The sequence below is a fragment of the Bradyrhizobium sp. AZCC 1578 genome, assembly GCF_036924675.1.
Classification (GTDB): domain Bacteria; phylum Pseudomonadota; class Alphaproteobacteria; order Rhizobiales; family Xanthobacteraceae; genus Bradyrhizobium.
This window is the reverse complement of record NZ_JAZHRZ010000001.1, coordinates 1107640-1131270: the sequence shown is the minus strand read 5'-3', so window position 1 is coordinate 1131270 and position 23631 is coordinate 1107640. Positions and strand designations below refer to the sequence as shown.

Here is a 23631-nt window from a genome sequence, read left to right as displayed (position 1 = left end):
GGTTCCCTGCCACGTTGCGGTTCCGCGCGTGGAACCCGCGCATGTCTGACAAAGAATTTGTGGAGACGAGCAGCTTTGAAATGTGGCCGGCCGTAAGCGGATGTTTGGTTCGATGATCGTCTCATCCACGTCGTGTCTCTCGCCGGCGATCAAATCGTGCACTAGAGAGTTTCGAACTTCCGCCTGCTCGATCGCACTGTTGTGGGGCCTGGGTTGCGCGCAGCCGTCGATGGCGGAATCGCTGCCCGCCGGCGGAACGGTGGTGAGTGGGAACATTGCGATCGGCTCGACGTCGCCGACCAATCTGACGGTTACCCAATCGAGCCGCACCGGCATCGTCAACTGGTCAAGCTTTTCGGTCGGGCAGGGCAACCAGGTCCAATTCAACAACGGTAGCGGCGCGACACTCAACCGTGTGACCGGTAATGTGCCGTCGTCGATCAACGGCGTGGTGTCTGCGACCGGCTCGGTCTATCTCGTCAATCCGTCGGGAATCGTGGTCGGACCGACGGGCGTGGTCAAGACCGGCGGAAGTTTCGTCGCCTCGACGCTCGATGTCAGGGACGCGGACTTCCGCGCCGGCGGATCGCTGACCTTCAGCGGCAACAGCAACGCCTCGGTCGTTAATCTCGGCAAGATCGGCGCTTCGAACGGCGACGTCGTTTTGGTCGCGCGCCAGGTTCGCAACGACGGCTCGCTGACCGCGCGCAACGGCACCGCCGCGATGGCGGCCGGCAGCGAGGTGGTGCTGAGCGACGGATCGCTCGGCAATGGCAAGGTGCTGGTGCGGCGTCCGGCGCAGAATGGCGAGATCCGCAACAGCGGCGCGATCCGCGCCGCGGAAGTGGAATTGCGCGCCAATGGCGGCAACATCTATGCGCTCGCGGGCAACACCGGGCGAGCGATCTCGGCAACGGGTTTTGCCAGCAAGGGCGGACGAATCTTTCTTACGGCCGAGGGCGGATCGGTCAACCTGACGCAGAAGGTTGTAGCGCGGCGCATTCAGGCAGACGCTGCGCAGGCGCGCGCAGGCGTCGCCGCACGTCGCTCGTTCACCGGCGGCGACGTCGTCGTCAGCGCCGACAAGGTCGTGATCGGCGGCGCCATCACTGCAAAAGGCCGCGGCGGTGCAGGCGGCACCGTCGTGGCGACTGGAAAGGACGTCACGCTGACGTCAGGTGCAAGGATCGACGCCAGCGGAACGTCGGGAGGCACCGCGTTGATCGGCGGCGATCGCGCCGGCGGATCGGACGCCGCGCTGAAGTTTCTGCCGCAGGCGATCGCCAACGCGCAGACCACGACGATCGAGGCAGGTGCGACGATTACCGCCGACGGCATATCGGGCGCCGGCGGCAATGTGGTGGTGTGGTCGGACGGCACGACGTCGTTTGCCGGCGCCATCAGCACCCAGGGCCTGCGCGGCGGCTTCATCGAGACCTCGGGGCATACGCTCAACTTCAACGGCGGCAGCATCAATGCCGGCCGAGGCGGCACCTGGCTGCTCGATCCCGTCGATCTGACGATCGATGCGACGCTTGCCGGCACCATCGCGACTACCTTGAACGCGGGCAGCAACGTTACCCAGGAGACGAACGCGTCCGGCAGCGGCGGCTATGGCGACATCACCGTGGCAAGCGGCATAGCTTGGGCGAGCGATGCGACGCTGACGCTCAGCGCCTATCGCAACATTGCGGTCAACGCCAATATCGCGAGCACCGGCGGCGGCGGTGTGGTGCTGCGCGCCGACAATGCCGGCACAGGCACCGGCACCGTGACGTTCGGCGGCGGGCAGATATCGACGGCGGGAGCCGTCTCGATCTTCTACAATCCGACCGGCAGCAATTCCACCGTCAATACCACCAAATACTCGGCACCGACGCAGACGAATTTCAGCGGCAACGTCACCGGCGGCGCCACGCTCAAGACGTACATGCTGGTCAACACCGTCTATGACCTGCAGAACATGAACAACAACAAGGCCGGCACGTATGCGCTCGGCCGCGACATCGATGCCGGCATCACGTCCACCTGGAACAGCGGCGCCGGGTTCGAGCCGATCGGGGGCGGCAACACCTTCACCGGAAACTTGGACGGCCAGGGCCACACGATCTCCGGCCTCTTCATCAATCGAATAACCCAAAACGTCGGGCTGATCAGCTATCTCGGTACCGGCGCCACGGTGAGCAACGTCGGTATCATCGGTGCGACCGTAACCGGCAGGACGGCTGTCGGCGCGGTCGTCGGTTCGAACTACGGGGCGGTCACGAATGTCTATTCGAGCGGATCGGTCACCGCCATCGAAGCCGGCGCCGGCGGTCTCGTCGGCTACAACTTTCAGACCGTGTCGAATGCATATTCGAACAGCACCGTGAACGGACCACTCTACGTTGGCGGTGCCATTGGGCTGAACAATATCGCCAGTCTCGGCGGCGGCCTCTTCACCGCAGGCTCGATATCACAGGTCTATGCGACGGGCGCCGTAAGCGGCCCGAGCTATGTCGGCGGGCTGGTCGGCTTCAACGGCGGCTCTGTCACGGCGTCCTACTGGGACAGCTACACGAGCGGGCAGACGCTTGGCATCGGCAGCGGTTCGGGTAGCGTAGTGGCCGTGACCAGCGACCCGGCGCTATCCGCCGCGGCCAATTACGCCTTCAAGCAGAGCGCCTACGGCAGCTTCAGCTTTCCGGGTACGGGCACGACCGGCTGGTTCATGGTCGACGGCCGGACCCGGCCGTTCGGCCGTTGGGAATACCAAACCACCATTACCAACACGCATCAGCTCCAGTTGATGGCGATGGATCTCAGCGCGAACTACACGCTGGCCCGCGACATCGACCTTGGTCCCGCGCTTGCGGCGGTCGGCGGAAAATATCCCGGCATGTGGTCATCGGCAGGCTTTTCGCCGATCGGCAATTTGTCGAGCCAGTTCACCGGAAGCTTCGACGGTCAGAACCATGTAATCTCGAACCTCGCGATCAACCTGCCAACAACCAACTATGTCGGACTTTTCGGATATACCGGAGCCGAAGCCGCGCTGAGCAATGTCAGCTTGCAAGCCGCATCCATCATTGGACAGGATCGCGTCGGCATCCTGGCCGGCATGTCGAGGGGGACCATCAGCAATGCCTGGGCGACCGGTGCCGTCACGGCGAGAGGCTACGGCGGCGGACTGGCAGGCGAATCCTCGGGTAGCGTTGCCGGTAGCTGGGCGGCCGTTACGGTCGCTGGAACAACCACCACCAGTTCGTCGATGGGCGGCCTCATCGGATGGAACAACGCGGGCGGCACCATCCAGGACAGCTACGCGACCGGCAACGTGACAGCGGGCACCGCAGGCACGCGCGCCGGCGGCCTCGCCGGTAACAACAACGGCAGCATCCTCAGGAGCTATGCCACTGGGGCAGTCAGCGGTGGCAGCCAAGGAGTCGGCGGCCTGGTCGGCTACAACAGCAGTGGCTCGCCGGCCGCAACCATCGTCGAGTCCTATGCAACCGGAGCCGTGACCGCCACAGCTTTCGCAGGCGGACTGGTCGGCATCAACACCGTGGGAGCTTCCGTCAGCAAGTCCTACGCGACTGGAACGGTCACAGCCACGGCGGCCGCCACCGCATCGACAGCCGGGGGACTGATCGGCAGCAACTCCGGAGCCGTCACTAGGTCCCATGCGACCGGGGCCGTCAGCGCCACGTCCGCGCTCGCGGCTACAACGGTAGCGGCCGGCGGGTTGATCGGCACCAACTCCAGCACAGGCACAGTCACACAGTCCTACGCAACCGGTGCCGCGGTTAGCGTGATCTCGGTTTCCGGCACGTCAACGGCGGGTGGATTGATCGGCAGGAACGTCGGCGCAGCCACCGTTCGACAGTCCTACGCAACCGGCGCGGCCACCGCCACCGCCGCTGCCGGGACCGCAATGGCGGGCGGACTAATCGGCCATCACGCCGGCTCGGGCACCATCACACAGACCTACGCGATCGGCGCTGCGACGAGCGCCGTCTCGGGTTCTGGCACCGCAGTGATGGGCGGCCTGATCGGATCGGCCACCGGCACCGGGGCCGTCACGTCGTCCTACTGGGATACCGACACATCCGGTACGATGAATGGCGTCGGCAGCGGCGCCAGCGCCGGCATTGCGGGTCTTACCACCAGCCAGATGCAGAATCCGACGAACTATGCGTCGACCTACGCGGGCTGGGATTTCGCCACCGTCTGGTCGGCGCCAAGCGCCGGCTATTATCCGCAGCTCTACGGCGTCAACTATGTGCTGCGTGTCGATCCGGCCAATGCGTCGCGGGTCTATGGTGAAGCCAATCCGGCGTTCACCTATTCGATCTACGGCTTCCATGCCGGCGATACGGCCGCGATCGTCAACGGCCTCTCGGTATCGACGGCGGCGACGGCGACTTCGAGTGTCGGCACCTACGCGATCAGCGCAAGTGGCGGCAGCGCCGCGAGCGTCTCCGGCCAGGCCTATCGCTTTATCGATGCACCCGGCACGTTGACGGTCGCGCCGCGCGCGATCACGGTCACGGCCGACGCCAAGAGCCGCGTCTATGGCGACGCCAATCCCGTTCTCACTTATCAGGTCGGCGGCTCCGGCCTCGTCAATGGCGACACGCTGGCGGGCGCGTTGGCAACGTCGGCGACGACTTCCAGCGCTGCTGGCGTCTACGGCATCACGCAGGGAACGCTGGCGGCCTCATCGAACTACGCCTTCGCCTTCGTCAGCGCGAACCTCACGATTACGCCGGCGGCCGCTACGCCAGCGCCCGCTCGCGTGCCGACCGCAGAGCTCGGCTCCTATGTGAAGTCACGCGTATCTTTGCCGGCGCCGCAGCCGCCCGAGCAGATGCGTGAGCCCGTAAGCGCCGAGCCATCATCTCCCGCCATCATCTGCAAATCCAGGCGATGCCTCGAGCTTCCTCATCCCGACAACCGGCGGATTGGCGCACGCGCCAGATTCGTCGGCGCGATGCCAGATCGCGATCGCCTGCCAGCCTTCGTCGACAATTGATGTTGATCGCGTGGGGCCCGACGCGGCTGCACATCTTCGACGGCGTCGATACACGCGGAAGTTGATGATGGCGCGGTCGATTCAATCGTACACGCTGCAGTTCTGCCACACGTAGAACTCAACCTTAAGCCGTCCTTAATCCATAAACCATATTGGTTGACTTATTCATTGTTCGCCGTGTGCGACAGAACGTCGGAACGTGCAACCTCATGCGAACTTACATATCGGTATCCCGAAGCTCTGACAGGCTCCGGTCGTCATGAAGCTGGCACTCCCCGAACATTTCGGGTCGCACACGACACAAGTGCGAACGTCCGCGCGTCATGAGCACAGAGTGGGCAGGCATTGCGCGCTGCTGATGGTCTGCGTTCTTGCAATTGCATCTGGCGGCGTCGCGCAGGCGCAGGTGGTCGAGCGCAATCTGCCGCCGGAGCCGCCGCGTCGCGCACCGGCGATCAAGCTCGATACCAACGATCTGCTCAGGACCGATGATGCAACGCCGCTCGGCGTGGACGTTCGTGCCATCGTCCTGATTGGCCCAAATGCCAGCGTGAAGCCGCGGACCAGCGCGAAGGGTGTCGATGTCGATCAGGTCAGCGGCATCGACGCTGCCGCGGTCCGCGAGCCACTCACGCCGTTTCTCGATCGACCGCTCAGCCGCAAGCTGATCGCCGAAGTGCAAGCGGCAGTGGCTACGGTCTATCGCGAGGCCGGGCGGCCGTTCGTATCGATCACGCTGCCGCCGCAGGAAGTCTCGTCCGGCGTACTTCAGTTGCGCGTGATCGCCTTCAGGGTCGCGAGCATCAAGGTGACAGGAGACGCACCCGAGAGCTATCCGCCAAGCCGCATCCGGCTCGTGCCCGGACAGGAAGTTGATGCGCGCAAACTCGAGACCGATCTCGACTGGGCCAACCGCAATCCGTTTCGGCAGGTCGAAGCGGTGTTCGGTCCCGGCAAGGACCTCGGCATGACCGACGTCAACATCCAGGTGACGGATCGCAAGCCCTGGCAGGTTTACGCCGGCTATGCCAACAGCGGCACGCTGCTGACCGACCGGAATCGCTACTATGTCGGCGCCAGCGGGGCACCGTCCGCCGATATCTTCGCCTCCTATCAGCTCACCGGCAGCAGCAATTTCTGGGTCAATGATGGGCTGTTCAACCGGCCCGACGATGCCAAGTATGTCAGCCAGGCGGGGCGGCTGCTCACGCCGCTCGGGTTGCGCACGAGTCTCGAAGTTGTCGGCGACCATGTGCTGACCAATGAGCGGCCCAACAACCTGTTCCGGATCAAGACTCAAACCAGCCAGGCCTCGGCGATCGTTCGCACCGCGCTGTCCGATCTGCTGCCGCCGACGACCGGCGATCTACTCGGCGGCGTCGAGCTCAAACATCAGCTACGCACCACCATCTTCGATGGGACACCGGTCGCCGAGGGCAGCGTCGACGTCGCGCAATTGGTGGTGGGATGGAATGGGCGCTGGTCGGACAATCTCGGCACCAACAATCTCGATGTCCGTTTCAAGTTCAATCCCGGCGGCATTCTGTCCGGCAACAATTCGGGCGCCTGGAGCGCCTTCACCAATGGACGCGTCACCGATGTGCAAACCAGCCGCGTGACCCTCGAGTATGGCCGCGTGACGCCGCTGCGGAAGGGCCTGTCGCTGAAATCGGAAGTCTCCGTGCTCGCTTCGTCCAAGCCGCTACCGGATACCGAACGCATCGCACTCGGCGGGATGAGCGCCGTGCGCGGTTATGTGACCGAAGACGGCGTTGTCGACCAGGCCCTGATCCTGCGCAATTCGCTCTACGCCTCGATGCCCAGGATGCCCTCCTGGATGCCGGGCACGCTGGCGCCGTTCCTGCTGGCCGATGTCGGCTGGGGGCGCGATCTGTTTTTCCGGCGCGACATCACACTGTCGTCAATCGGGGCCGGATTCGACTTTGCGGCCGGATCGAACTTCAGCTCCAAGCTGCTGGCGGTGAGGGCGCTGACCGACGGGCTGCACAGCCGGGCCGGATCCTGGCGCGTCTCATTGCAGGCCTCGGTCAGCTATTGAGGGCTTGCAACCGCGGCCGCTCAAGGGGGCACAAAAAACAAGGCCGTCGACGCAGTATACCGTCAACGACCTTGCCAGCCCCGGATATGAAATCGGCTCACGCCATCCGGTGAGCTACAGGATGCCCGGGATTCACCCGGAGATATGTGAACCAGTTCACAAAGGTGGAAAAAAGTTCCGGCAAGGGCGTGCTGGCATCAGCCCCCTGAGCGGGGCATCATCGCCAACCGTCGTCCAGTCCTATCAGCCGCGCCCTTTGGCGCGGCTGCGGTTCGCCGTCCTGTTCGAGCGGGGCTTGGCCTTGGCTGATCGCTTACGCGGCGCCGGAGCGGCGGTGGGTTCGGAGGCCTGCGCGCTGGCAAAGGATTGCCGCAAGCCGTCGATCGCATCCGTCAGCGTTCCGACCTGCTCGGAAAGCTTTCTGGTATCGGCCTGCTGCGCGGCCAGCAGGCGGCGCACGGTGAGCAGTTGGTCCTGCACCACCTGCAACTGGTCGATCGATTCCTGCTGGGTCGCTTCCAAGCCCTTGGTCTTCTCGACCAGTTGCTCGGACGCTTGCGCGGCGCGCGCCTGTAATTGGCGGGTCGCGGCCGCGCGATCGGTCTCGGGGGCGCTGCCCGTATAGGCGCGCCACAGGGCGATAAAGCCTACTCCAAGCACGACAATGACGAGAGCCGCAGCGGCGATCGCAATCGGCTGACCGCCGAAACGCGCGACGGGGCTGGCACTCCGGGGGGCGAGTTCGAGCATGCGACTCCAAATCCGGACGTGATTTCAAAGTCCCCAAATAGCACAGCCGCGCTGCCGTACAAACCCGGGATTTGCCGGGCCGGTGAGGAATTCCGGCCAAGCCCTTGAGAATCGGGCTCTTCTGGCGTCGACCAGCGGGAGCTGGATGTTAAGTGCTATCGGATGTGCGACTTGATGAATTGCCCGGCGCAGGCCAGCGCGCGGCGCCCGTCTTCGAGTTTGGCATTCCAGACCGGCCAAGCGTGGATCATGTGTGGCCAGATCTGCAGCGTCGCATCGACATCGGCCGCCCCCGCAGCCTCGGCAAGCCGCGTGGCGTCCGCCAGCAACGTCTCAGCCGATCCAACCTGAATCAGGACCGGCGGAAAGCCGGTGAGATCGACGAATAGCGGCGAGATCAGTGGATCGCGGCGGTCGATGGGTGGTGGCGCATAGGCGTCCGCAAGTTCAGCCAGATAGGCCTTGTGAATCAGCGGATCGATGGCGTCCTTGGTGGCCAGCGTTTCGCCGGACATGGTGAGATCAGTCCACGGCGAAAGCAGCCAGGCGCAGGCGGGCAGCGGTTCTCCTGCCGCGCGCAGCCGGTTGATCAGCCCGAGCGTCAGGTTGCCGCCGGCGCTGTCGCCGCCGACCGCGATGCTCGTCACCGCAACGCCTTGCCGGCGCAGGAAACGCCACGCCGTCAGCGCGTCTTCATGGGCGGCAGGGTAGGGATGTTCAGGGGAAAGCCGGTAGTCGATCGCGAGCGTCCGCATGCCCGCGGCGCGCCCGGCTTCCGTCACCAGGCGGCGGTGACTGACAATCGAGCCGGAGCAGTATCCGCCGCCATGGAAGTACAGCAATACACGTGACTTCTCGCTGCCGGGCACGATCGACCACTCGCCGGCAACGTCGTCGCAATCGACCGCCTCGCATTCCACGTCGAATGCCACCGACCAGGTCGATCCAACTTCGTCGAGCCGTTGCCGCCGCTCCGACCACCCGACCGGCCGCGGCTTCGAACCCAGCAATGCGCGGATGGCGTCGATCTCGCTGTGAGCCAAGGTGCGTTCTCCCGGGGGCGCCGGCCATCATCGCACGCCGGCCCAGCGACGCAAAAGGCGATAGCCGAACTTGCCGCCCGTGAAGCCCCGAAATGGCGGCATCCCTATTTCATGCATAGCACACGCAAACGATGTGGTACATTCCAAAACAACCTTCATCCAGCGGTTGTATCCGTATGCGATACAGGTGCACTGGAGGCGAATGACAGTAGCCAATCCATGTAGCTGGATCGCAAGTCAGGCGAATTCCTTCAGCGCCAATTTGCTTCAATGGGGGCGGGAATGTCGGAGATCCATCTCAAAGTGTTTTCGAATGCCGACGACGTGCACCTTGTCTGGACGCACGCGGATGACATTCCGGGATGCCTGGGGTTCGCCATCGAATGCCGGCGGGGCGACGCGGAGCCCAAATATCTGTCGAACCGCGTCGGCTTCGAAGACGATGTGGCAGTCGATGGCGACGGCAATCAGTTTACCTCACGCTCTTCTCAGATCTGGCCGTTTCAGCGCTATGATTGGACCGATCACGCAGCCGATCTGGGCGATGTGATCGCATATCGCGTGGTTGCCAGGGTGGTGGGCGCCGATGGCAAGCTGCATGACGGGCCGTCGAGTGAATGGTCGAGAACGCTGACCCTCAGCGCGGACTGCGGCGACGGCGTGAGCGTGCACTTCAACCGTGGTTACGTGCTGTCGCAGTTCATGGCGCGCTACATGAAGCGCAAGGGCATCAGCCTTGCGGAGCTGAAAGAGACGGCCGTCATTGTCAGCCAGGAGGTTGACCGCGAAGCCCGAGCCTTCCTAGGCGGAACCCTGCGCGAGACCATGCTGCAGATGATGGCCGAAGTGGCGGATGATGACGGGCTTGAACTCCATGCCGCATTATACGAGCTGAGCGACGAGGAACTGGTGGATGGTCTCGTCGCGATAGGCGGGCGCGCGCGTGTCGTGCTGGCCAACGGCAGCGTCGAGGTGGAGGGGGAGGACGAGAATGAAGAGGCCCGAACCCGGCTGACCGACGCTGGCGTCGTGGTTCACGATCGTTTCCTCGCCCCGAAAGCCCTGGCGCACAACAAATTCGTGGTTCTGGGCCGCCGAACAGCGGGCGGGTTCAAGCCGGAAAAGGTCTGGACCGGCAGCACCAATTGGACGCCGACCGGTCTCTGCACTCAGCTCAACAACGGAATCATGCTGATTCACGAAGAACTGGCGGAGCGATTCGAGGCTCAGTTCCAGCTACTGGCAGAAGCGGGCGATGTCGTGTCCGACGAACTGCTCGCCTCAAACAACCGGCCGAAACGAGGAATCCCGCTCGGCGACGCCACAGTCGATAGCTGGTTCACCAAATTGAGCGGAGAGATCGATATCGAGGAACTCGTCGACCTCGTGACGAACGCAAAACAAGGTGTGCTCTTCGTGATGTTCCAGCCGGGCAATGAGCCCGTACGTACGCTGCTTCGGATGCAGGAGGAAAAGAATTTGTACGTCCGCGGTGTGGCGACGCAATTCACCGGCGCAGGCGCGGAGGAGTTCAAGCTGCTGAAACAGAACCCCGAGGATTTCTTCCTCGATTCCGCGCAGGCAGCGGGGGTCCGCAAGACGGTTGGTGAATGGGCGGTGGAGGGCACGGCGGCAGAGTTCCGGGCAAATATCGGCCACGCCATTACACATTCAAAGATGATTGTGATCGACCCGTTCGGCGACGATCCCATCGTCGTCACGGGCTCGCACAATTTCTCGAAGGCTGCGAGCGGCAAGAACGATGAGAATTTTCTGGTCATTCGCGGCCATCGCGAGATCGCGATGCACTATTCGATCAACGCGATGCAGACCTACAGTCACTATCGCTGGCGGGCCTATCTCGAAGAGGCTGCGAGAGAGCACAGGGACCCGTTTCAATTTCTCTCGCGCAACCCAAATTGGCAACGGCGTCGAAAGACCGGCGAAACCAAACGCATGCTCGCGTTCTGGATGCCGGAGGGCTAGGCCGGTGCAACGGGCGCGGGCAAGTGAGACGTCAGTCGTTCCCGTACGCCGACCAGCCAATCGGTTTGAGCCGGGGCGGAGGACGTGGATCTCGCTGTGTGCCAAGGTGCGTTCTCCCCGCTGCCAGAGCCATCATCGCACATCGGTCGCGCGGTGCAAAAGGCCGCTGAGGGTGGGAGGCCCGGCAGCTAGGCCGCCTAAAAATTTTTGTCGGCGGCATTGAAACCAAAAGGCGGTTTTCTAATTTTTTTGCTGCCGCCGCTGGGCGGCGGTCCGGGCGCCTGATGGGTCCGGCCTTGAGACGGGCACCGGTCGTGTCCGGTGCCGCTCGTATCCAACTTGCTCCATGGAGGATTTGGCTATGCGCACATACGATTTCTCACCCCTTTGGCGCTCGACCATCGGCTTCGACCGCCTCTTCGATCTCGTCGAAACCGCGCAACGCGCCAGCGAGGATAATTATCCTCCCTACAACATCGAGCGGCTGGGCGAAGACCGCTATCAGATTTCGCTGGCCGTCGCCGGCTTCGCAGTCGACGAGATCTCCGTGACCGCCGAGCAGAACACGGTGACGATCGAAGGCCGCAAGGCCGAGAAGGACCAGCGCGAATATCTCTATCAGGGCATCTCCGCGCGTCCCTTCAAGCGCCAGTTCAGCCTTGCCGATCATGTGCAGGTGAAGAGCGCATCGTTTGAGGACGGTTTGCTTCGGATTGAGCTGTTCCGGGAGGTCCCGGAAGCGATGAAGCCACGTCGCATCGCCATCAACGGCGCGGCGCCGAGCAACATCCAGCAGATCGAGGCGAAGGCGGCCTAAGGCCGTCGCGCCCGGCGAAGGGAAAGGCTTCCGCCGAGCATTGCGGGCGAGAAGCGCCTTCTACCTTTAGGGAGGATGAACCGATGATCGATGAGACGGACAATGTCTTTGACCTGAATGCCGTTCTGCATCCGGCGACCGTGTTCGACCATCCGCGCGATGTGGTCGCCGACGCGACACTTTCGCTGAGCGAAAAGCGCGCGATCCTCGCCTCGTGGGCGTCGGATGTGGCGGCCCTGACTTCGAATCCCGCGCTGCGCGAGCTGGCGGGCACGAGGCGCCTCGTGACCATCGATGACGTACTCGAAGCGCTTTCGATGCTCGACCGCAAACCGCCGGGATCGCCCGACGGCAAGCCGATGCGGCAAAAATCGACCTCGCGCGTGGCGCTGGCGGCGTAGTCGTCAGATCAAACACGACAATGCGCGGCGGCCTAAAGGCCGTCGCCGTTCATTTGCGCCCCGTCGAAATCGCCGTCAGGCCGATTTGCGGTGGACCACCTCCGCCAGCACGCGATCAGCCACAGCCTTCAGGCCGCCAAGAGTGGTATTTCCTTTCCTGGCAGCTTGAATGAGTTTCATGGCAATCTTTTTTCGGGTTTCGTGGTCGCCACCGTGTTTCAATCCCCTGCAGGCTTCTTCCAGAACCACATCCAGATTTGCCGCGGTACGGTCGTCCACATGGATCATCTTGGGCCTCCAAGCCGACGAAAATAGAGGACCAATTTGAGCGACAAGCCGTCGGTCCTGTCTGTCTGCCAGTGGTCATATAAGGGATTTAAATGCTCGCAACTTGCAGCCGCAGGCCTAAGGTCATCCCTTATCGAAATACCCATGCGGCGCCGCTGCCGCGCTTGAGCCTCGGTTGAAACCAGTCAGCCTGCAGCAAATGCAAACCCTGCATGAGCGGGCGACCCGATCTGCACCGTGTACTTTCCGACGGGCGCCGTCATTTCGCTGGTCGTCGCGCTGCCCACCGGAGAGATCGTCGAGGCCGCCATGGTGGGATGGCATCATCAAATACACCCGCGGCAAAATCCATATCCTCGATCTGGAAGCGCTGCGGGAGGCGGCCTGCGAATGCTACGACACCGTCAACTCGCATGATCGCGCGCTGCTCGGCGACCAGTACTAGAATCGGGTGCAAAGCTGCGAGTGAAAGGCCGCAAAAAAGTTGCGGCCACCCTTTGGGGGAAGGGTGGCCGCGCGCGAACCGGTCTGGGACGGGGAGGGGTGGGGATGTGACCGGGTCGCGGGTTGGTAAATTCCTTCTCTCGTTATCGATCGCGTGACGAGGCAGTGGCGACCGCCGGGCGGCTGTCACCGAGCGAGACCCATACGTTCGCGTCGCTCTGCGACTGACGCTTGACGAAGCGGTAGCCGGTCTCGGTCCAGGCCAGGACGTTTTCGTTCTGGTTGTCGAGAACGAACTCGCCCTTGTCGGTCTTCACCGTCAGCACTGCGTGGCCTTCGCCCTTCTTGTCGCGCACCACCGTGATCAGCAGCGCCTCGCGCGGCCATCCGGCGTCGATCAACATCTTGCGCTTCAGAAGCACATAGTCCTCGCAGTCACCGTAACCGTCCGTCGGCAACGACCATTTCTCGATCACGCCCCAATGATCCATGTCGGTGATCGGCTTGACGGTCTCGTTGACCCACTTGTTGACCCGCAGCAGATCCCGCCACGCCGTCTGCGACATCACGATGTCGCGCGGCTGTGAAGCGCCGCCGCGGCACTCGCCCACGTTTTCAGCGCAGAATTCGACCCAGCCGATCGGCGAACGCGCGGTATCGCCCAGGCTGGCATAGAGCGCGTCGCCGGCTTTCGCCGAGACGCTCATCGAAGCGTTCATCCCTATCAGGACGGCGATCACCGCCAGTCCCTTCCCCTGTCCCCTGAACAACATCGTGGCCCCCGTTTCTTGTTGGGACCACGTTTGCACGAAGGATTTGCGCCGGCGCTAAGTCGGGCAAGTACATTTAACGCGAATACTGGTAAAGCTAGCGGCGAATTCGATCTATACTTGAATCGATTTCGAATAAAATTTGAAACAACTGCAATTGATTCAAATTGTACGGATTAACGTCTGTGGCGTTGCAGTAGCAGGGGAATGCGCGGGCAAAAGCGCCCCCGTTAACCGACTTTGGCGGGGGCCGGACAGCGAAAAGGCGGCATCCGGCAACCCGGATACCGCCTTTGGACGCTGAAAAATCAGGGATTTTTGGCGGCTGGCGCTTTACCGCGCGGTAACCGCGTCTTCGAGCGCCTCGGCGACTTGCTCGTGGACGAACTCGAGCGCAAAGCCTTCTTCGAGGTTTCGCACCACGCGGGACTGCACCTTGCCAAGCATGACCAGCGATTTCAGCGGCGGACGGTTCTCCGCGGCGATCGCCGCGCCCGATAGCGACAGGTCGATGATGCGGCAAGTCATCTTGCTGCCGTCCTCGAGGGTCAGTAGCGCGATCGGGTTGCGCGGCACGATGCGGTCGTGGCGGCGGTCTTCGGGCAGATTGAGGATATCGCGGTTGGCGAGCCAGGTGAGCTGGGCGGCGAGCTTGTCGCGCTTGCGCGCGGTGGCGCCGACCGTCATGGCAAAGCCGTTGTCGATGATGCGGGTGATCTTGCCCTCGACCCGGCCGATATGGTCGAGATAGGCGATCACGCGGTCGCCGACATTGCCGATGCCCGGCGCGAGCAGCGCCAGTCCCCCCGGTGACATGTTAATAATCTGGCAAGGAAATTCGCGGCGATCCGGCAGCATGTAGCGGCCGAGCAAGTGAACCTTGACGCGCTGAAAGCGCCGCCGCTCCTCCGCGGACGGCACAGTGGTAGTTTTCTTTTGCGCAAACGACATCTTCGCCACCAGACAGCCGGTCCTTCGGCGTCAGGAAGACCCTAAGGCCGACAGGGTTAACGATGTGTTAGCGCCGGTTGCATGAAGCGCTCAAGATTTAGGGGCGGACAATTTGGCGCGCTGCGGCGCGCTTGGCGCGCGCGGAAAGTGATGTTTGGATTGTGGCACGCGTCGCGCCCGGCCGGGCCGGCCCAAAACGTCAGCAGCGGAGGAATAGATGCCCGGAGTGAAGCGAGAGCACGACGGCAACGTCCACGTGCTGATACTGGACGAGCCTGAGACCCTGAACGCGATGACGCCCGCTCTGCTGGGGGACCTCGCCGTTGCCATTGGTGAAGCTAACGATGATCCGCAGGTGAGGGCGTTGGTGCTGACGGGCGCCGGGCGCGGCTTCTGCTCGGGCCAGAACCTCAAGGCGGCGGAAATCCTGGGCGACGACATCGCGGCCGGCGTGATGAAATATTACTGGCCGGCGTTCAAGGCGCTACGCGAATGCCGCGTGCCGGTCGTGGTCGCGGTCAACGGCGTGGCGGCGGGCGGCGGATTCAGCCTTGCGATGGCGGGCGACATGATTGTTGCCGCACGTTCAGCTCGCTTCATTCAGGTGTTCAGCCGCATCGCGCTGGTCCCCGATCTCGGTTCGACCTGGCTGTTGCCGCGCCTCGTCGGCCGGCAACGTGCGCTCGAATTGATGATGACCAACGAGCCGCTGTCTGCCGACCTGGCAAAGGAATGGGGATTGGTCCGCGAAGTGTTCGACGACGCGGCGCTTCGTGACGGGGCGCTTGAGCTGGCGCGCCGGCTCGCTGATGGCCCGACGCGGGCGCTGGTCGCGACGCGCCGCCTGATCGACGAGAGCGAACACGCCAGCTATGCCGACCAGTTCCGCCGCGAGATCGAAACGCAGGCGGAAATTCGCCTGAGTGCGGACGCGGTGGAAGGGCGCAAGGCCTTCCTCGAGAAACGTGCGGCGGTGTTTACCGGACGCTGAGGCCGAAACTCAACCGACCTGGCCGACGAACTGCTGCAGTTCCGGGGTTCGCGGGGCGGCGAAGACCTCTTTCGGCACGCCTTCCTCATGCACCTTGCCGTGATGCATGAAGACGAGCTTGGTGCCGACGTCGCGGGCGAAGCGCATCTCGTGCGTCACCAGAATGAGCGTCATACCCTCGCGCGCCAATTGCTCGACTACGCGCAGCACCTCGTTGACCAGTTCGGGGTCGAGGGCGGACGTGATCTCATCGCACAGCAACACCTTCGGCCGCATCGCCAGCGATCGCGCGATCGCGACGCGCTGCTGCTGGCCGCCGGAAAGCTCGCTCGGATAGGCGTCCATCTTTTCCGACAATCCCACCTTCGCCAGCACCTCGGTGGCGGTGGCGCGCGCTTCGGCCTTCGATACCTTATTGACGACGGTGGGCGCCAGCATCACGTTCTCGGCGGCCGTCAGGTGCGGAAACAGATTGAACTGCTGGAACACCATGCCGACATGGCGGCGCAGTTCGCGCAGGTTGGTGTTGGCGCCGGCGACCTCGATGCCATCAGCGACGATGCTGCCGGATTGATAGGTCTCCAGGCCGTTGATGCAGCGGAGCAGGGTGCTCTTGCCGGAACCGGAGCGGCCGATGATCGCCACCACGTCACCCTTGGCGATGTCGAGCGAGACGCCTTTCAGCACCTCATTCGGGCCAAAACTCTTCCTGACGTCACGGATGCTAACGAGCGACATTGAGGCGGCCTTCGATTTTCTTCGCCCACCAGGACAGCGGGAAACACAGACAGAAATAGATCAGCGCGACCAGCGAGTAGACCAGGAACGGCCGGAAGGTCGCGTTGTTGAGCATGGTGCCGGCCTTGGTCAGTTCGACGAAACCGATGATCGAAGCGAGCGCGGTGCCCTTGATCACCTGTACCGAAAACCCGACCGTCGGCGCCACCGCGATGCGCGAGGCCTGTGGCAGGATGACGTAGCGCATCTGTTCGATGTAGCTGAGGGCGAGGCTGGAGGAAGCCTCCCATTGGCCCTTCGGGATCGCTTCGACGCAGCCGCGCCAGATCTCGGTCAGGAACGCGCTGGTCCAGAACGTCAGCGCCAGCGTCGCGGCCATCCACGGCGAAACCTCGACGCCAAACAGCGCGATGCCGAAGAAGAACAGGAACAACTGCATCAATAGCGGCGTGCCCTGGAAAAACTCGATGTAGATCTTGGTGAACCATTCCAGCGGCGCGATCCGCGAGGTGCGCATGAACAGCAGCACCAGTCCGACGATGCCGCCGCAGAAAAAGGCGATCAGCGACAGCACGATGGTCCATTGCGTGGCGATCAAGAGGTTGGAGAGGATGTCCCAGAAGCTGAACTGCAGCATGGTTCATCTCGCCTTGAAGATGACGCGGCCGAGCGCCCGCAAGAGCGAGCGCGTCAGCATCGCCAGCAGGAGGTAGGCCAGCGCGACGAACAGGTAGACTTCAAAGTTGCGGAAGTTTCGCGAGGCGATGTAGTTCGCGGCATAGGTGAGGTCTTCCGCCGAGATCTGCGACACCACCGCCGAGCCAAGCATCACGATGATGATCTGCGACGACAGCGCCGGATAGATTTTTCGGAACGCCTGGTTCAGCACGATGTGGCGCAGCACCTCCCATTTGCTCATCGCAAGGCTCAGGCCGGCCTCGATATGGCCTTTCGGAACCGCCTCGATGCCGGCGCGGATGATCTCGGTCGAGTAGGCGCCGAGATTGATCACCATGGCGAGGAAGGCGGCGGTGGTCTCGCTGAGTTTCAGCCCGAGCGCCGGCAGGCCGAAGAAGATGAAGAACAACTGCACGATGAACGGCGTGTTGCGGATCAATTCCACGTACACAGCGACGATACGGCCCAGCCAGCCGGGACCGAAGGTGCGCGCCGCGGCGCCCGCGGTGCCGACCGCGATGCCGACGACCGTCGACACGATCGTCAGTACGATCGTGAAGGCCAGCCCGTACAGAAGCACGTTCCAGTAAGGCAGCAGCTCGGCGAATTGCAGCTTGTAAGACACTGCGGGCGTCCCAGCGTTACACCTAGAAGCCGGGGGGCAGCGGTGCCTTCAGCCACTTCTCCGACAGTTTTCCGATCTCGCCCGATGCTTTCGCCTTGGTGATGATCTCGTTGACCTTGGCGAGCAGCGCCGGCTCGTTCTTGTTGAGCCCGACGTAGCAGGGGCTGTCCTTGATCACGAATTTCAGCGTCGGTGCGCGGGCAGGGACCTTCTCGGCGATCGCAGCCGCGACCGTGTTGCCGGTGGCAATCAGGTCGACCTGGCCGGACACGAAGGCCGCGATGGTCGCGTTGTTGTCCTCGAAACGCTTGACGGTCGCATCCGGCGCCGAGGCGGTCAGCGCCTGCTCCTCGATCGCGCCGCGGGTGGCGCCGATGGTCTTGCCCTTGAGGTCGGCTGCGCTCGTCACCGCGATCGCCTTGGTGCCGAACACGCCGGAGAAGAACGGAGCATAGGCGATCGAGAAGTCGATGACCTTTTCGCGCTCCTCGTTCTTGCCGAGGCTGGAAATCACCAGGTCGGCCTTGTTGGTCTGCAAATATGGAATGCGGTTGGCGCTGGTCACCGGAATGATTTCGGTCTTCACCCCGAGTTCCTTGCCGATCAGATTGGCCATGTCGATGTCGTAGCCCTGCGGCTTGAGATCGAGCCCGGCGGAGCCGAACGGCGCAAAATCCTGCGGCACAGCGATCTTGATCACCTTGGACTTCATGATCGAATCGAGAGCGTCGGCATGGGCCTGCGTCGCCACCGCGGCAGTGGCAATTGCAGCGGCAAGCATCAATCTCTTGAACAGCATACTTAGGATCTCCGAGGTTACGGCGAAGACGCGCCTCCGAGATTTTCTCTCGGTGCGTCTCATTCAGCGGATGTGGCCCGGCTCCACGTCGCGGTTCGACCCTGCCTGACGCCTCGCATTTAGGCAATGCTTGGCCGTGCTTTTTTTGGAGGCTCTTTGTGGGTCGATTTCGAGCATGATCACGCGACCATGCGTTGGGCTGCGGCGTTCGACATACCCAACGGTTCGTGACTACCGCAGGCCCTCATACACCATGAAGCCGCGCGCGATCGCGAGCTTGCGCAAGGCGCGCGGGACGAATTTTTGCGGCCGATGCAGATAGCGCCACGACGTCACCTTGAAATCCCTGATCGTGCCGAGATCGCTTTCGAACGGCGCCAGCAATCCGGTCAGGCTGATCGGCGCATGCGCGCGGTTGTTGAATGGCAGTAGCAGCAACTCCAGATGCGCCGTCGTACCATCTTGCGAAGTCGCGGTGATGCCGGCAATGGCCGCCAGCATTTCTTCGGCGACGTAGCTGATGATGTCCTCGATCTCGCGGCGGCTGTCCGGAGTGAACAGCGCCGAGAAACTCGTGTCCTTCATGTCGCGGCCGAGCAGGGCGCAGACCCGTGTTCCGGCGACACGAAACGGATAGCCGGCCTCGTTGTCATAGGACAGCACGAAGATATCGCCGAGCAGCTCGCGCACCGCGCCGGGTTCGATCTCGCTACGGTCCGGTGCCCGCGCGTCGCCGCGTTTCGCGTCCCAATAGGCGAAGAACTCGCGGCTCGATGGGTGTTTCATGCTTACCTTCCCCGGCTTGCCTTGGCGGGACACATCTGTCCCGCTTTTGCGCAACACGCCTTCCCTTGTTCGTTGTGCAGGACAGGCTGTGCAGCGTCCATGCCGGGGACGCGATTCGGCCGCGTGGGGCGCGGCTTTGCGTTGTTAACGTTAAATTAACTATGAGGTTGGCGGTGGCGCTGCGGCGCGCGTAATGTGGAACGCATCAGGCGGCGCCGACTTATCTGTTCGGCGCGGTTGGTACACAGGTGGCATCAAACAGTTTGGTCATCGCGCGGGGAGGGGCGGGGGATGTGATCCCGGCTCCAGGCGCGAAAAGGCCAGCAAGACAAGGGAGAGCTTTCTCAGAGCTCTCCCTTTTTTCTTTTTGCAGTCTCGTGTCCCGGACGCAACGCAGCGCCCCTTTAGCGGTGCGCCTCAGGGCCAGGACCCAAACAGACTGCATGGTGGGTCCCGGCTCTGCGTCGCACCTCCGAGGGGCGCCGCGCCGCGTCCGGGACACGGATAGCTGCGATTGTGCACTTGCACAGGGCGGGCAAAGCCGCCTATCTGGGCCCATACGACTCGAAGCCGCCAGCTAAGGTCCTGGACCCCTTGGAATCCCAGTCTTACTCATCCCCGGTCGGGCCGCCGGACGCCCCGCACGAGCCGATCTTGACGCTACCAGGCGCGCTCACGGCCTATATCGCGCTGATCGCTGCGATTCATTTGCGGGTGCTGCTGCCGGTTGAACTGGAGAACTGGACCATCGACGTCTTCGGCTTCATTCCGAAGCGCTACGATTCCACCTTACTCAACATCAACATCACCTTTCCCGGCGGGGCCGGCGCCAAGATATGGACCTTCGTCACCTATTCGCTGCTGCATGCCAATCTCAGCCATATCGGGTTCAACCTGTTGTGGCTGTTGCCGTTCGGCAGCGCGCTGGCGCGCCGGTTCGGTGCCGTCAGGTTCTTCGTCTTCATGGCGGTGACGGCCGCGGCGGGCGCCCTGGCGCATCTCGTCACCCATGAACACACGATCGCGCCAATGATCGGCGCCTCGGCCTCGGTATCCGGCGCGATGGCCGCCGCCATCCGCTTTGCTTTCGTGCGGGGAAGTTTTCTTTCGTTCCACCGGGGCGATGCGGACGCCGCCGCGAAGGTTCCGGCGTTGTCGCTTTCCCGGGCGTTGCGCAACGCGCGCGTGCTCGGATTCCTGGCGGTGTGGTTCGGCGTCAACATCATCTTCGGCCTTGGGTCGATTTCGATCGGCGCCGAAGGCGCCAGCGTTGCCTGGCAGGCGCATATCGGCGGATTTCTCGCCGGCTTGATGCTGTTTTCGCTGTTCGATCCGGTACCGCGTGCGACGCCGCATGCCGCGGATGCTTCATGGCCGGACGAGTCTGGCCGCGTCTGATCGCCGCTTGCGGCGAGGGCCGATTTCATTCATCATCCGCACTGGTTGTAACGCAAGCCAATGCCGCTGCCATGGATGACAGCCGCGCTTGCAAACTGCGCCCTGAAACGAAACCGGCGCGGAACTGTTGATTGAAGACTCACGACAAGTCCGGCCCCTTGGGCACGAACGGATTCAGGGAGGCGACAATGACGGTACGTTCAATTCTCGACACCAAGGGCCATCAGATCACGAGCATCGAGCCGGATGCCAAGCTTTCGGCCGCGATCAAGATCCTTGGCGAACGCAAGATCGGCGCCGTGCTGGTGATGAACCAGGGACGCGTGGAGGGGATCCTTTCGGAGCGCGACATTGTCCGCGTGTTGGGCGAGCGCGGCGCCAGGGTGCTCGAGGAGCCGGTCAGCGAGGTCATGACGAGCAAGGTCGTGAGTTGCCGGCAGTCCGACACCGTCGCGGGGATCATGGAAATGATGACGCTCGGTAAGTTCAGGCATCTGCCCGTTATCGAGGACGGCAAGGTGGTTGGCCTGATATCGATCGGCGACATCGTCAAGCGCCGTGTCCAGGAATATGAGGCCGAGCAGGAAGCGCTACGCGACTACATCAAGACGGCGTGAGCTTTTTTGACGCGTTTTCTTGGCGTGACCCTCGGATCACGTCCGCGGGCAAGCTTCGCTTGAGAACGCTACGCTATTCCTTGTCAGGCTTTTCGAGCGCCTTCTCGGCTTCGATCTGCGGCGGCGCGAGGATATGGATCGCCTCCTGGATCGAATCGATCGCCCGCTCGGCCGCTTTCACGCCGTGGGCGATCAGATCGTCAGCGCGATGAAAATCGAACCAGCCGATCTTGCCGACGCGGGGCGAGATCAGGAGGTCCGGCGGATCGCCGGCAAGCCGAGCGCGGGTGATGCGGTCCTGCATGATGTTGAAAGCATCGACCATGACCGAGGAGATGCCCGGCCGTCCGCCGCCACCGAAGAATTCACGCTTCATCGTGCGCTCGGCGGAGAAGAACTTTCCGATGCCGCGTTTGCGCGGCCCGGGTTCGGGCAGCGCTTCCGGCATCACCGATACCGAAACGCCAGCCGTCTGGCCGTGGGAATAGATCGTCGTGGCGTGCGCGAAGACATCGCTGGAGAGATTGGCAGCGATCACGATTTCCGCGCCGAGCGCGCGCGCCGCCGACACCGGCACCGGATTGACCAGGGCACCGTCAACCAGCCAGCGGTCGCCAACCAGGATCGGCGAGAATATTCCCGGCAGCGCGTAGGAGGCACGCATCGCGTCCACCATTGGGCCATGGGTCAGCCAGATTTCGTGGCCGGTGCGCACTTCGGTCGCGACGGTGGCAAATTTCACCGGCAGATCCTCGATCAGGCTTTGGCCGAGCGCCGCCTCCAATTGGGCCGCAAGCTTGGCGCCGCCGATCAGGCCCGAACCGTTCAGGCGGATATCGAGATAGGAGAGGACCGTTCGCGGCTGCAGGCTGCGTGCCCATTCTTCCAGCGTGTCTAGATGTCCGGCAGCAAAAGCGCCGCCGACTACGGCCCCGATCGACGTTCCCACCACGACGTTGGGCATGATTCCGTGAGCCACCAGCGTCCGGACGATGCCGATATGGGCAAAGCCGCGTGCGGCGCCGCCACCCAGCGCCAGTCCGATCACCGGCCGGCGGATACTGCCGAGCCCTACCTTGTCGTCGGCACCGGAGCCTTTTTGGCCGCGGCCCATCCAGCTATCCAACACGCAAGCCCTCCGGCTTCAACGATAACCGCCGCGGCGCTGCCGCGCCAGAATTGTCCATTCCAATTCCGGATGCATGGTTTATGCCCGGCGAATGCCGGCCTAGGCAGGGAATGTGACTGGACCACGACCGCTGCATTAACATCGGGTGCCGGTGCGGGTTCCGCTAGCGAGCGCCTCGCCAAACTTCGGCCACGAAGGCTTGAATTTGCCGCGTTTTCAGTGAAAAGCATGGCGATGATTTCGGGCGGCAACGGTATCGCAGGATACGGGCGGGGCAGATGGCCTTTTCCGGCGCTGGGCGTCGCCTTCACGCTGGTTGCTTTGCTTCTTCCAGCCCCGGTTTCGGCCCAGTGGTTCTCGGACCGCCCGCCACCGGTGCCGCCCGCCGTGGTTCCGGACACTCAGACCGGGCCTGCCATGAATCTGGCGCCGCCATCGGGGACGGGGGCGATTCCACCGCTTCCCGCTCCGCTGAACCAGCCGACCATCGTTCAGCCACAAGTCACCGCCGTGCCGCCGGTGGTACCGCCGCCGGGTGCGGCCACTGCAGGTCAGGGGGTGCTATCGCTGACGGCGCGCTACGGCAAGGATCTGCCTGTCATCAACGGCGGACTGGTGTGGCGGGTATTTGCCGACAAGCCCGACGATACCGGCACGTTCAAGCTGATCCGCGAGGAGCGCGGCGCGACTCCGAACATCGTGCTGCCGCCCGGCAATTACGTCGTCCATGTGGCTCTCGGCCTGGTCAGCGCGGTGCGGGCGGTGAGCCTGAAAGCAGAGACGGACCGGGTGGCTTTCGTGCTTCCGGCCGGCGGACTGCGCATCGAAGGCCGCGTCGGCACCAGCAAGATTCCCCCGAACCAGATCTCGTTCGCGATCTACAAGGGCAGCCAATTCGAAGGCTCCGAACGCACCCCATTGCTTCCGAACGTCGCCGCGGGCGACGTCGCGCTGCTGCCGGAGGGCACCTACTACATCATCTCCAACTATGGCGATGCCAATTCGGTGGTGCGTTCCGACATCCGCGTCCAGGCCAGCAAGCTGACGGACGTGACCGTCTCCCACCGCGCAGCGGTGATTACGCTGAAACTGGTCAGCGACAGGGGCGGCGAGGCTCTCGCCAACACCGCATGGTCGGTGATCACGCCAGGCGGCGACGTCATCAAGGAATCGATCGGCGCGTTTCCGCGCGTGGTGCTGTCCGAAGGCGAGTATCGGGCGATTGCCAAGAACGAGGGCAAGGTGTTCGAGCGCTCCTTCAACGTCGTCAACGGCGTCGACGGCGAGGTCGAGGTCGTGGCGCGCTAGACCATAGCCTTTTCGAGCGAAGCATACCCTCGGACTTGA

General features: G+C 63.2%; 21 protein-coding genes. 10 read left to right on the top strand and 11 right to left on the bottom strand.

From position 1 onward, the window contains the following. Positions 1 to 229: 229 nt before the first annotated feature. Together V1290_RS05890 and V1290_RS05885 are read left to right on the top strand one after the other, a co-directional pair. Positions 230 to 5014, top strand: a complete 4785-nt coding sequence (locus tag V1290_RS05890) for a beta strand repeat-containing protein (protein WP_334363478.1) — start codon at positions 230 to 232, stop codon at positions 5012 to 5014. A gap of 334 nt (positions 5015 to 5348) precedes the next feature. After that, complete coding sequence (locus V1290_RS05885; RefSeq protein WP_334363477.1) at positions 5349 to 7073, top strand: ShlB/FhaC/HecB family hemolysin secretion/activation protein; 1725 nt, start codon at positions 5349 to 5351, stop codon at positions 7071 to 7073. A gap of 243 nt (positions 7074 to 7316) precedes the next feature. Here V1290_RS05885 and V1290_RS05880 read toward each other — a convergent pair whose 3' ends face one another. Both V1290_RS05880 and V1290_RS05875 read right to left on the bottom strand, forming a co-directional pair. Then, complete coding sequence (locus V1290_RS05880) at positions 7317 to 7823, bottom strand: hypothetical protein (RefSeq protein WP_334363476.1); 507 nt, start codon at positions 7821 to 7823, stop codon at positions 7317 to 7319. A gap of 155 nt (positions 7824 to 7978) precedes the next feature. Next, complete coding sequence (locus tag V1290_RS05875; protein ID WP_334363475.1) at positions 7979 to 8866, bottom strand: alpha/beta hydrolase; 888 nt, start codon at positions 8864 to 8866, stop codon at positions 7979 to 7981. A 444-nt stretch (positions 8867 to 9310) separates the two neighbouring features. Here V1290_RS05875 and V1290_RS05870 point away from each other — a divergent pair, with 444 nt between their 5' ends. From V1290_RS05870 to V1290_RS05860, 3 genes are all read left to right on the top strand, one after another. Then, positions 9311 to 10852 (top strand): phospholipase D-like domain-containing protein, encoded by a 1542-nt coding sequence (locus V1290_RS05870; RefSeq protein WP_334363473.1) that lies wholly within the window; start codon positions 9311 to 9313, stop codon positions 10850 to 10852. Between the two features lie 361 nt (positions 10853 to 11213). Continuing rightward, positions 11214 to 11669 carry an Hsp20 family protein gene (locus V1290_RS05865; RefSeq protein WP_334363472.1) on the top strand — a complete coding sequence of 152 codons (456 nt, stop codon included), beginning with the start codon at positions 11214 to 11216 and terminating at the stop codon, positions 11667 to 11669. A gap of 83 nt (positions 11670 to 11752) precedes the next feature. After that, the gene (locus V1290_RS05860) at positions 11753 to 12070 is read left to right on the top strand and encodes a hypothetical protein (RefSeq protein WP_334363471.1); all 318 of its coding nucleotides are present in this window, start codon (positions 11753 to 11755) and stop codon (positions 12068 to 12070) included. A gap of 75 nt (positions 12071 to 12145) precedes the next feature. On the opposite strand, the gene V1290_RS05855 is transcribed toward V1290_RS05860, so the two are convergent. Continuing rightward, complete coding sequence (locus tag V1290_RS05855) at positions 12146 to 12358, bottom strand: hypothetical protein (RefSeq protein ID WP_334363470.1); 213 nt, start codon at positions 12356 to 12358, stop codon at positions 12146 to 12148. Between the two features lie 175 nt (positions 12359 to 12533). On the opposite strand from V1290_RS05855, the gene V1290_RS05850 reads away from it, so the two are divergent. After that, a complete protein-coding gene (locus V1290_RS05850; protein ID WP_334363469.1) occupies positions 12534 to 12803 on the top strand; it encodes a hypothetical protein in 270 nt (89 codons plus the stop codon). 142 nt (positions 12804 to 12945) lie between these two features. On the opposite strand, the gene V1290_RS05845 is transcribed toward V1290_RS05850, so the two are convergent. Further along, complete coding sequence (locus tag V1290_RS05845) at positions 12946 to 13575, bottom strand: transglutaminase-like cysteine peptidase (protein ID WP_334363468.1); 630 nt, start codon at positions 13573 to 13575, stop codon at positions 12946 to 12948. 330 nt (positions 13576 to 13905) lie between these two features. Then, positions 13906 to 14523, bottom strand: coding sequence for a PilZ domain-containing protein (locus V1290_RS05840; RefSeq protein WP_247513120.1), 618 nt, complete (start codon positions 14521 to 14523; stop codon positions 13906 to 13908). Between the two features lie 217 nt (positions 14524 to 14740). On the opposite strand from V1290_RS05840, the gene V1290_RS05835 reads away from it, so the two are divergent. Then, positions 14741 to 15514, top strand: a complete 774-nt coding sequence (locus V1290_RS05835; RefSeq protein WP_334363467.1) for an enoyl-CoA hydratase-related protein — start codon at positions 14741 to 14743, stop codon at positions 15512 to 15514. 9 nt (positions 15515 to 15523) lie between these two features. On the opposite strand, the gene V1290_RS05830 is transcribed toward V1290_RS05835, so the two are convergent. The 5 genes from V1290_RS05830 to V1290_RS05810 all read right to left on the bottom strand — a co-directional run bounded on the left by V1290_RS05830 (position 15524) and on the right by V1290_RS05810 (position 19140). Then, complete coding sequence (locus V1290_RS05830) at positions 15524 to 16252, bottom strand: amino acid ABC transporter ATP-binding protein (RefSeq protein ID WP_334363466.1); 729 nt, start codon at positions 16250 to 16252, stop codon at positions 15524 to 15526. Continuing rightward, complete coding sequence (locus tag V1290_RS05825; protein WP_028349152.1) at positions 16239 to 16889, bottom strand: amino acid ABC transporter permease; 651 nt, start codon at positions 16887 to 16889, stop codon at positions 16239 to 16241. Before V1290_RS05825 ends, V1290_RS05830 begins: the two co-directional genes overlap by 14 nt. A gap of 3 nt (positions 16890 to 16892) precedes the next feature. Continuing rightward, complete coding sequence (locus V1290_RS05820) at positions 16893 to 17555, bottom strand: amino acid ABC transporter permease (protein ID WP_334363465.1); 663 nt, start codon at positions 17553 to 17555, stop codon at positions 16893 to 16895. Between the two features lie 22 nt (positions 17556 to 17577). After that, positions 17578 to 18354, bottom strand: a complete 777-nt coding sequence (locus V1290_RS05815) for a transporter substrate-binding domain-containing protein (protein ID WP_334363464.1) — start codon at positions 18352 to 18354, stop codon at positions 17578 to 17580. A 231-nt stretch (positions 18355 to 18585) separates the two neighbouring features. After that, entirely contained in the window at positions 18586 to 19140 is a 555-nt protein-coding gene (locus V1290_RS05810) for a PAS domain-containing protein (RefSeq protein WP_334363461.1), read from the bottom strand. Between the two features lie 594 nt (positions 19141 to 19734). Here V1290_RS05810 and V1290_RS05805 point away from each other — a divergent pair. Together V1290_RS05805 and V1290_RS05800 are read left to right on the top strand one after the other, a co-directional pair. Continuing rightward, positions 19735 to 20538 (top strand): rhomboid family intramembrane serine protease, encoded by an 804-nt coding sequence (locus V1290_RS05805; protein ID WP_334363460.1) that lies wholly within the window; start codon positions 19735 to 19737, stop codon positions 20536 to 20538. Between the two features lie 188 nt (positions 20539 to 20726). After that, on the top strand, positions 20727 to 21155 hold the full coding sequence (locus V1290_RS05800; protein ID WP_213289447.1) for a CBS domain-containing protein: 429 nt from the start codon (positions 20727 to 20729) through the stop codon (positions 21153 to 21155). Between the two features lie 73 nt (positions 21156 to 21228). Here the strand turns inward: V1290_RS05800 and V1290_RS05795 are convergent, their stop codons facing one another. Beyond that, on the bottom strand, positions 21229 to 22284 hold the full coding sequence (locus V1290_RS05795) for a patatin-like phospholipase family protein (RefSeq protein ID WP_334363458.1): 1056 nt from the start codon (positions 22282 to 22284) through the stop codon (positions 21229 to 21231). Between the two features lie 234 nt (positions 22285 to 22518). Here V1290_RS05795 and V1290_RS05790 point away from each other — a divergent pair, with 234 nt between their 5' ends. Beyond that, the gene (locus tag V1290_RS05790; protein ID WP_334368944.1) at positions 22519 to 23592 is read left to right on the top strand and encodes a hypothetical protein; all 1074 of its coding nucleotides are present in this window, start codon (positions 22519 to 22521) and stop codon (positions 23590 to 23592) included. Positions 23593 to 23631 lie beyond the last annotated feature (39 nt).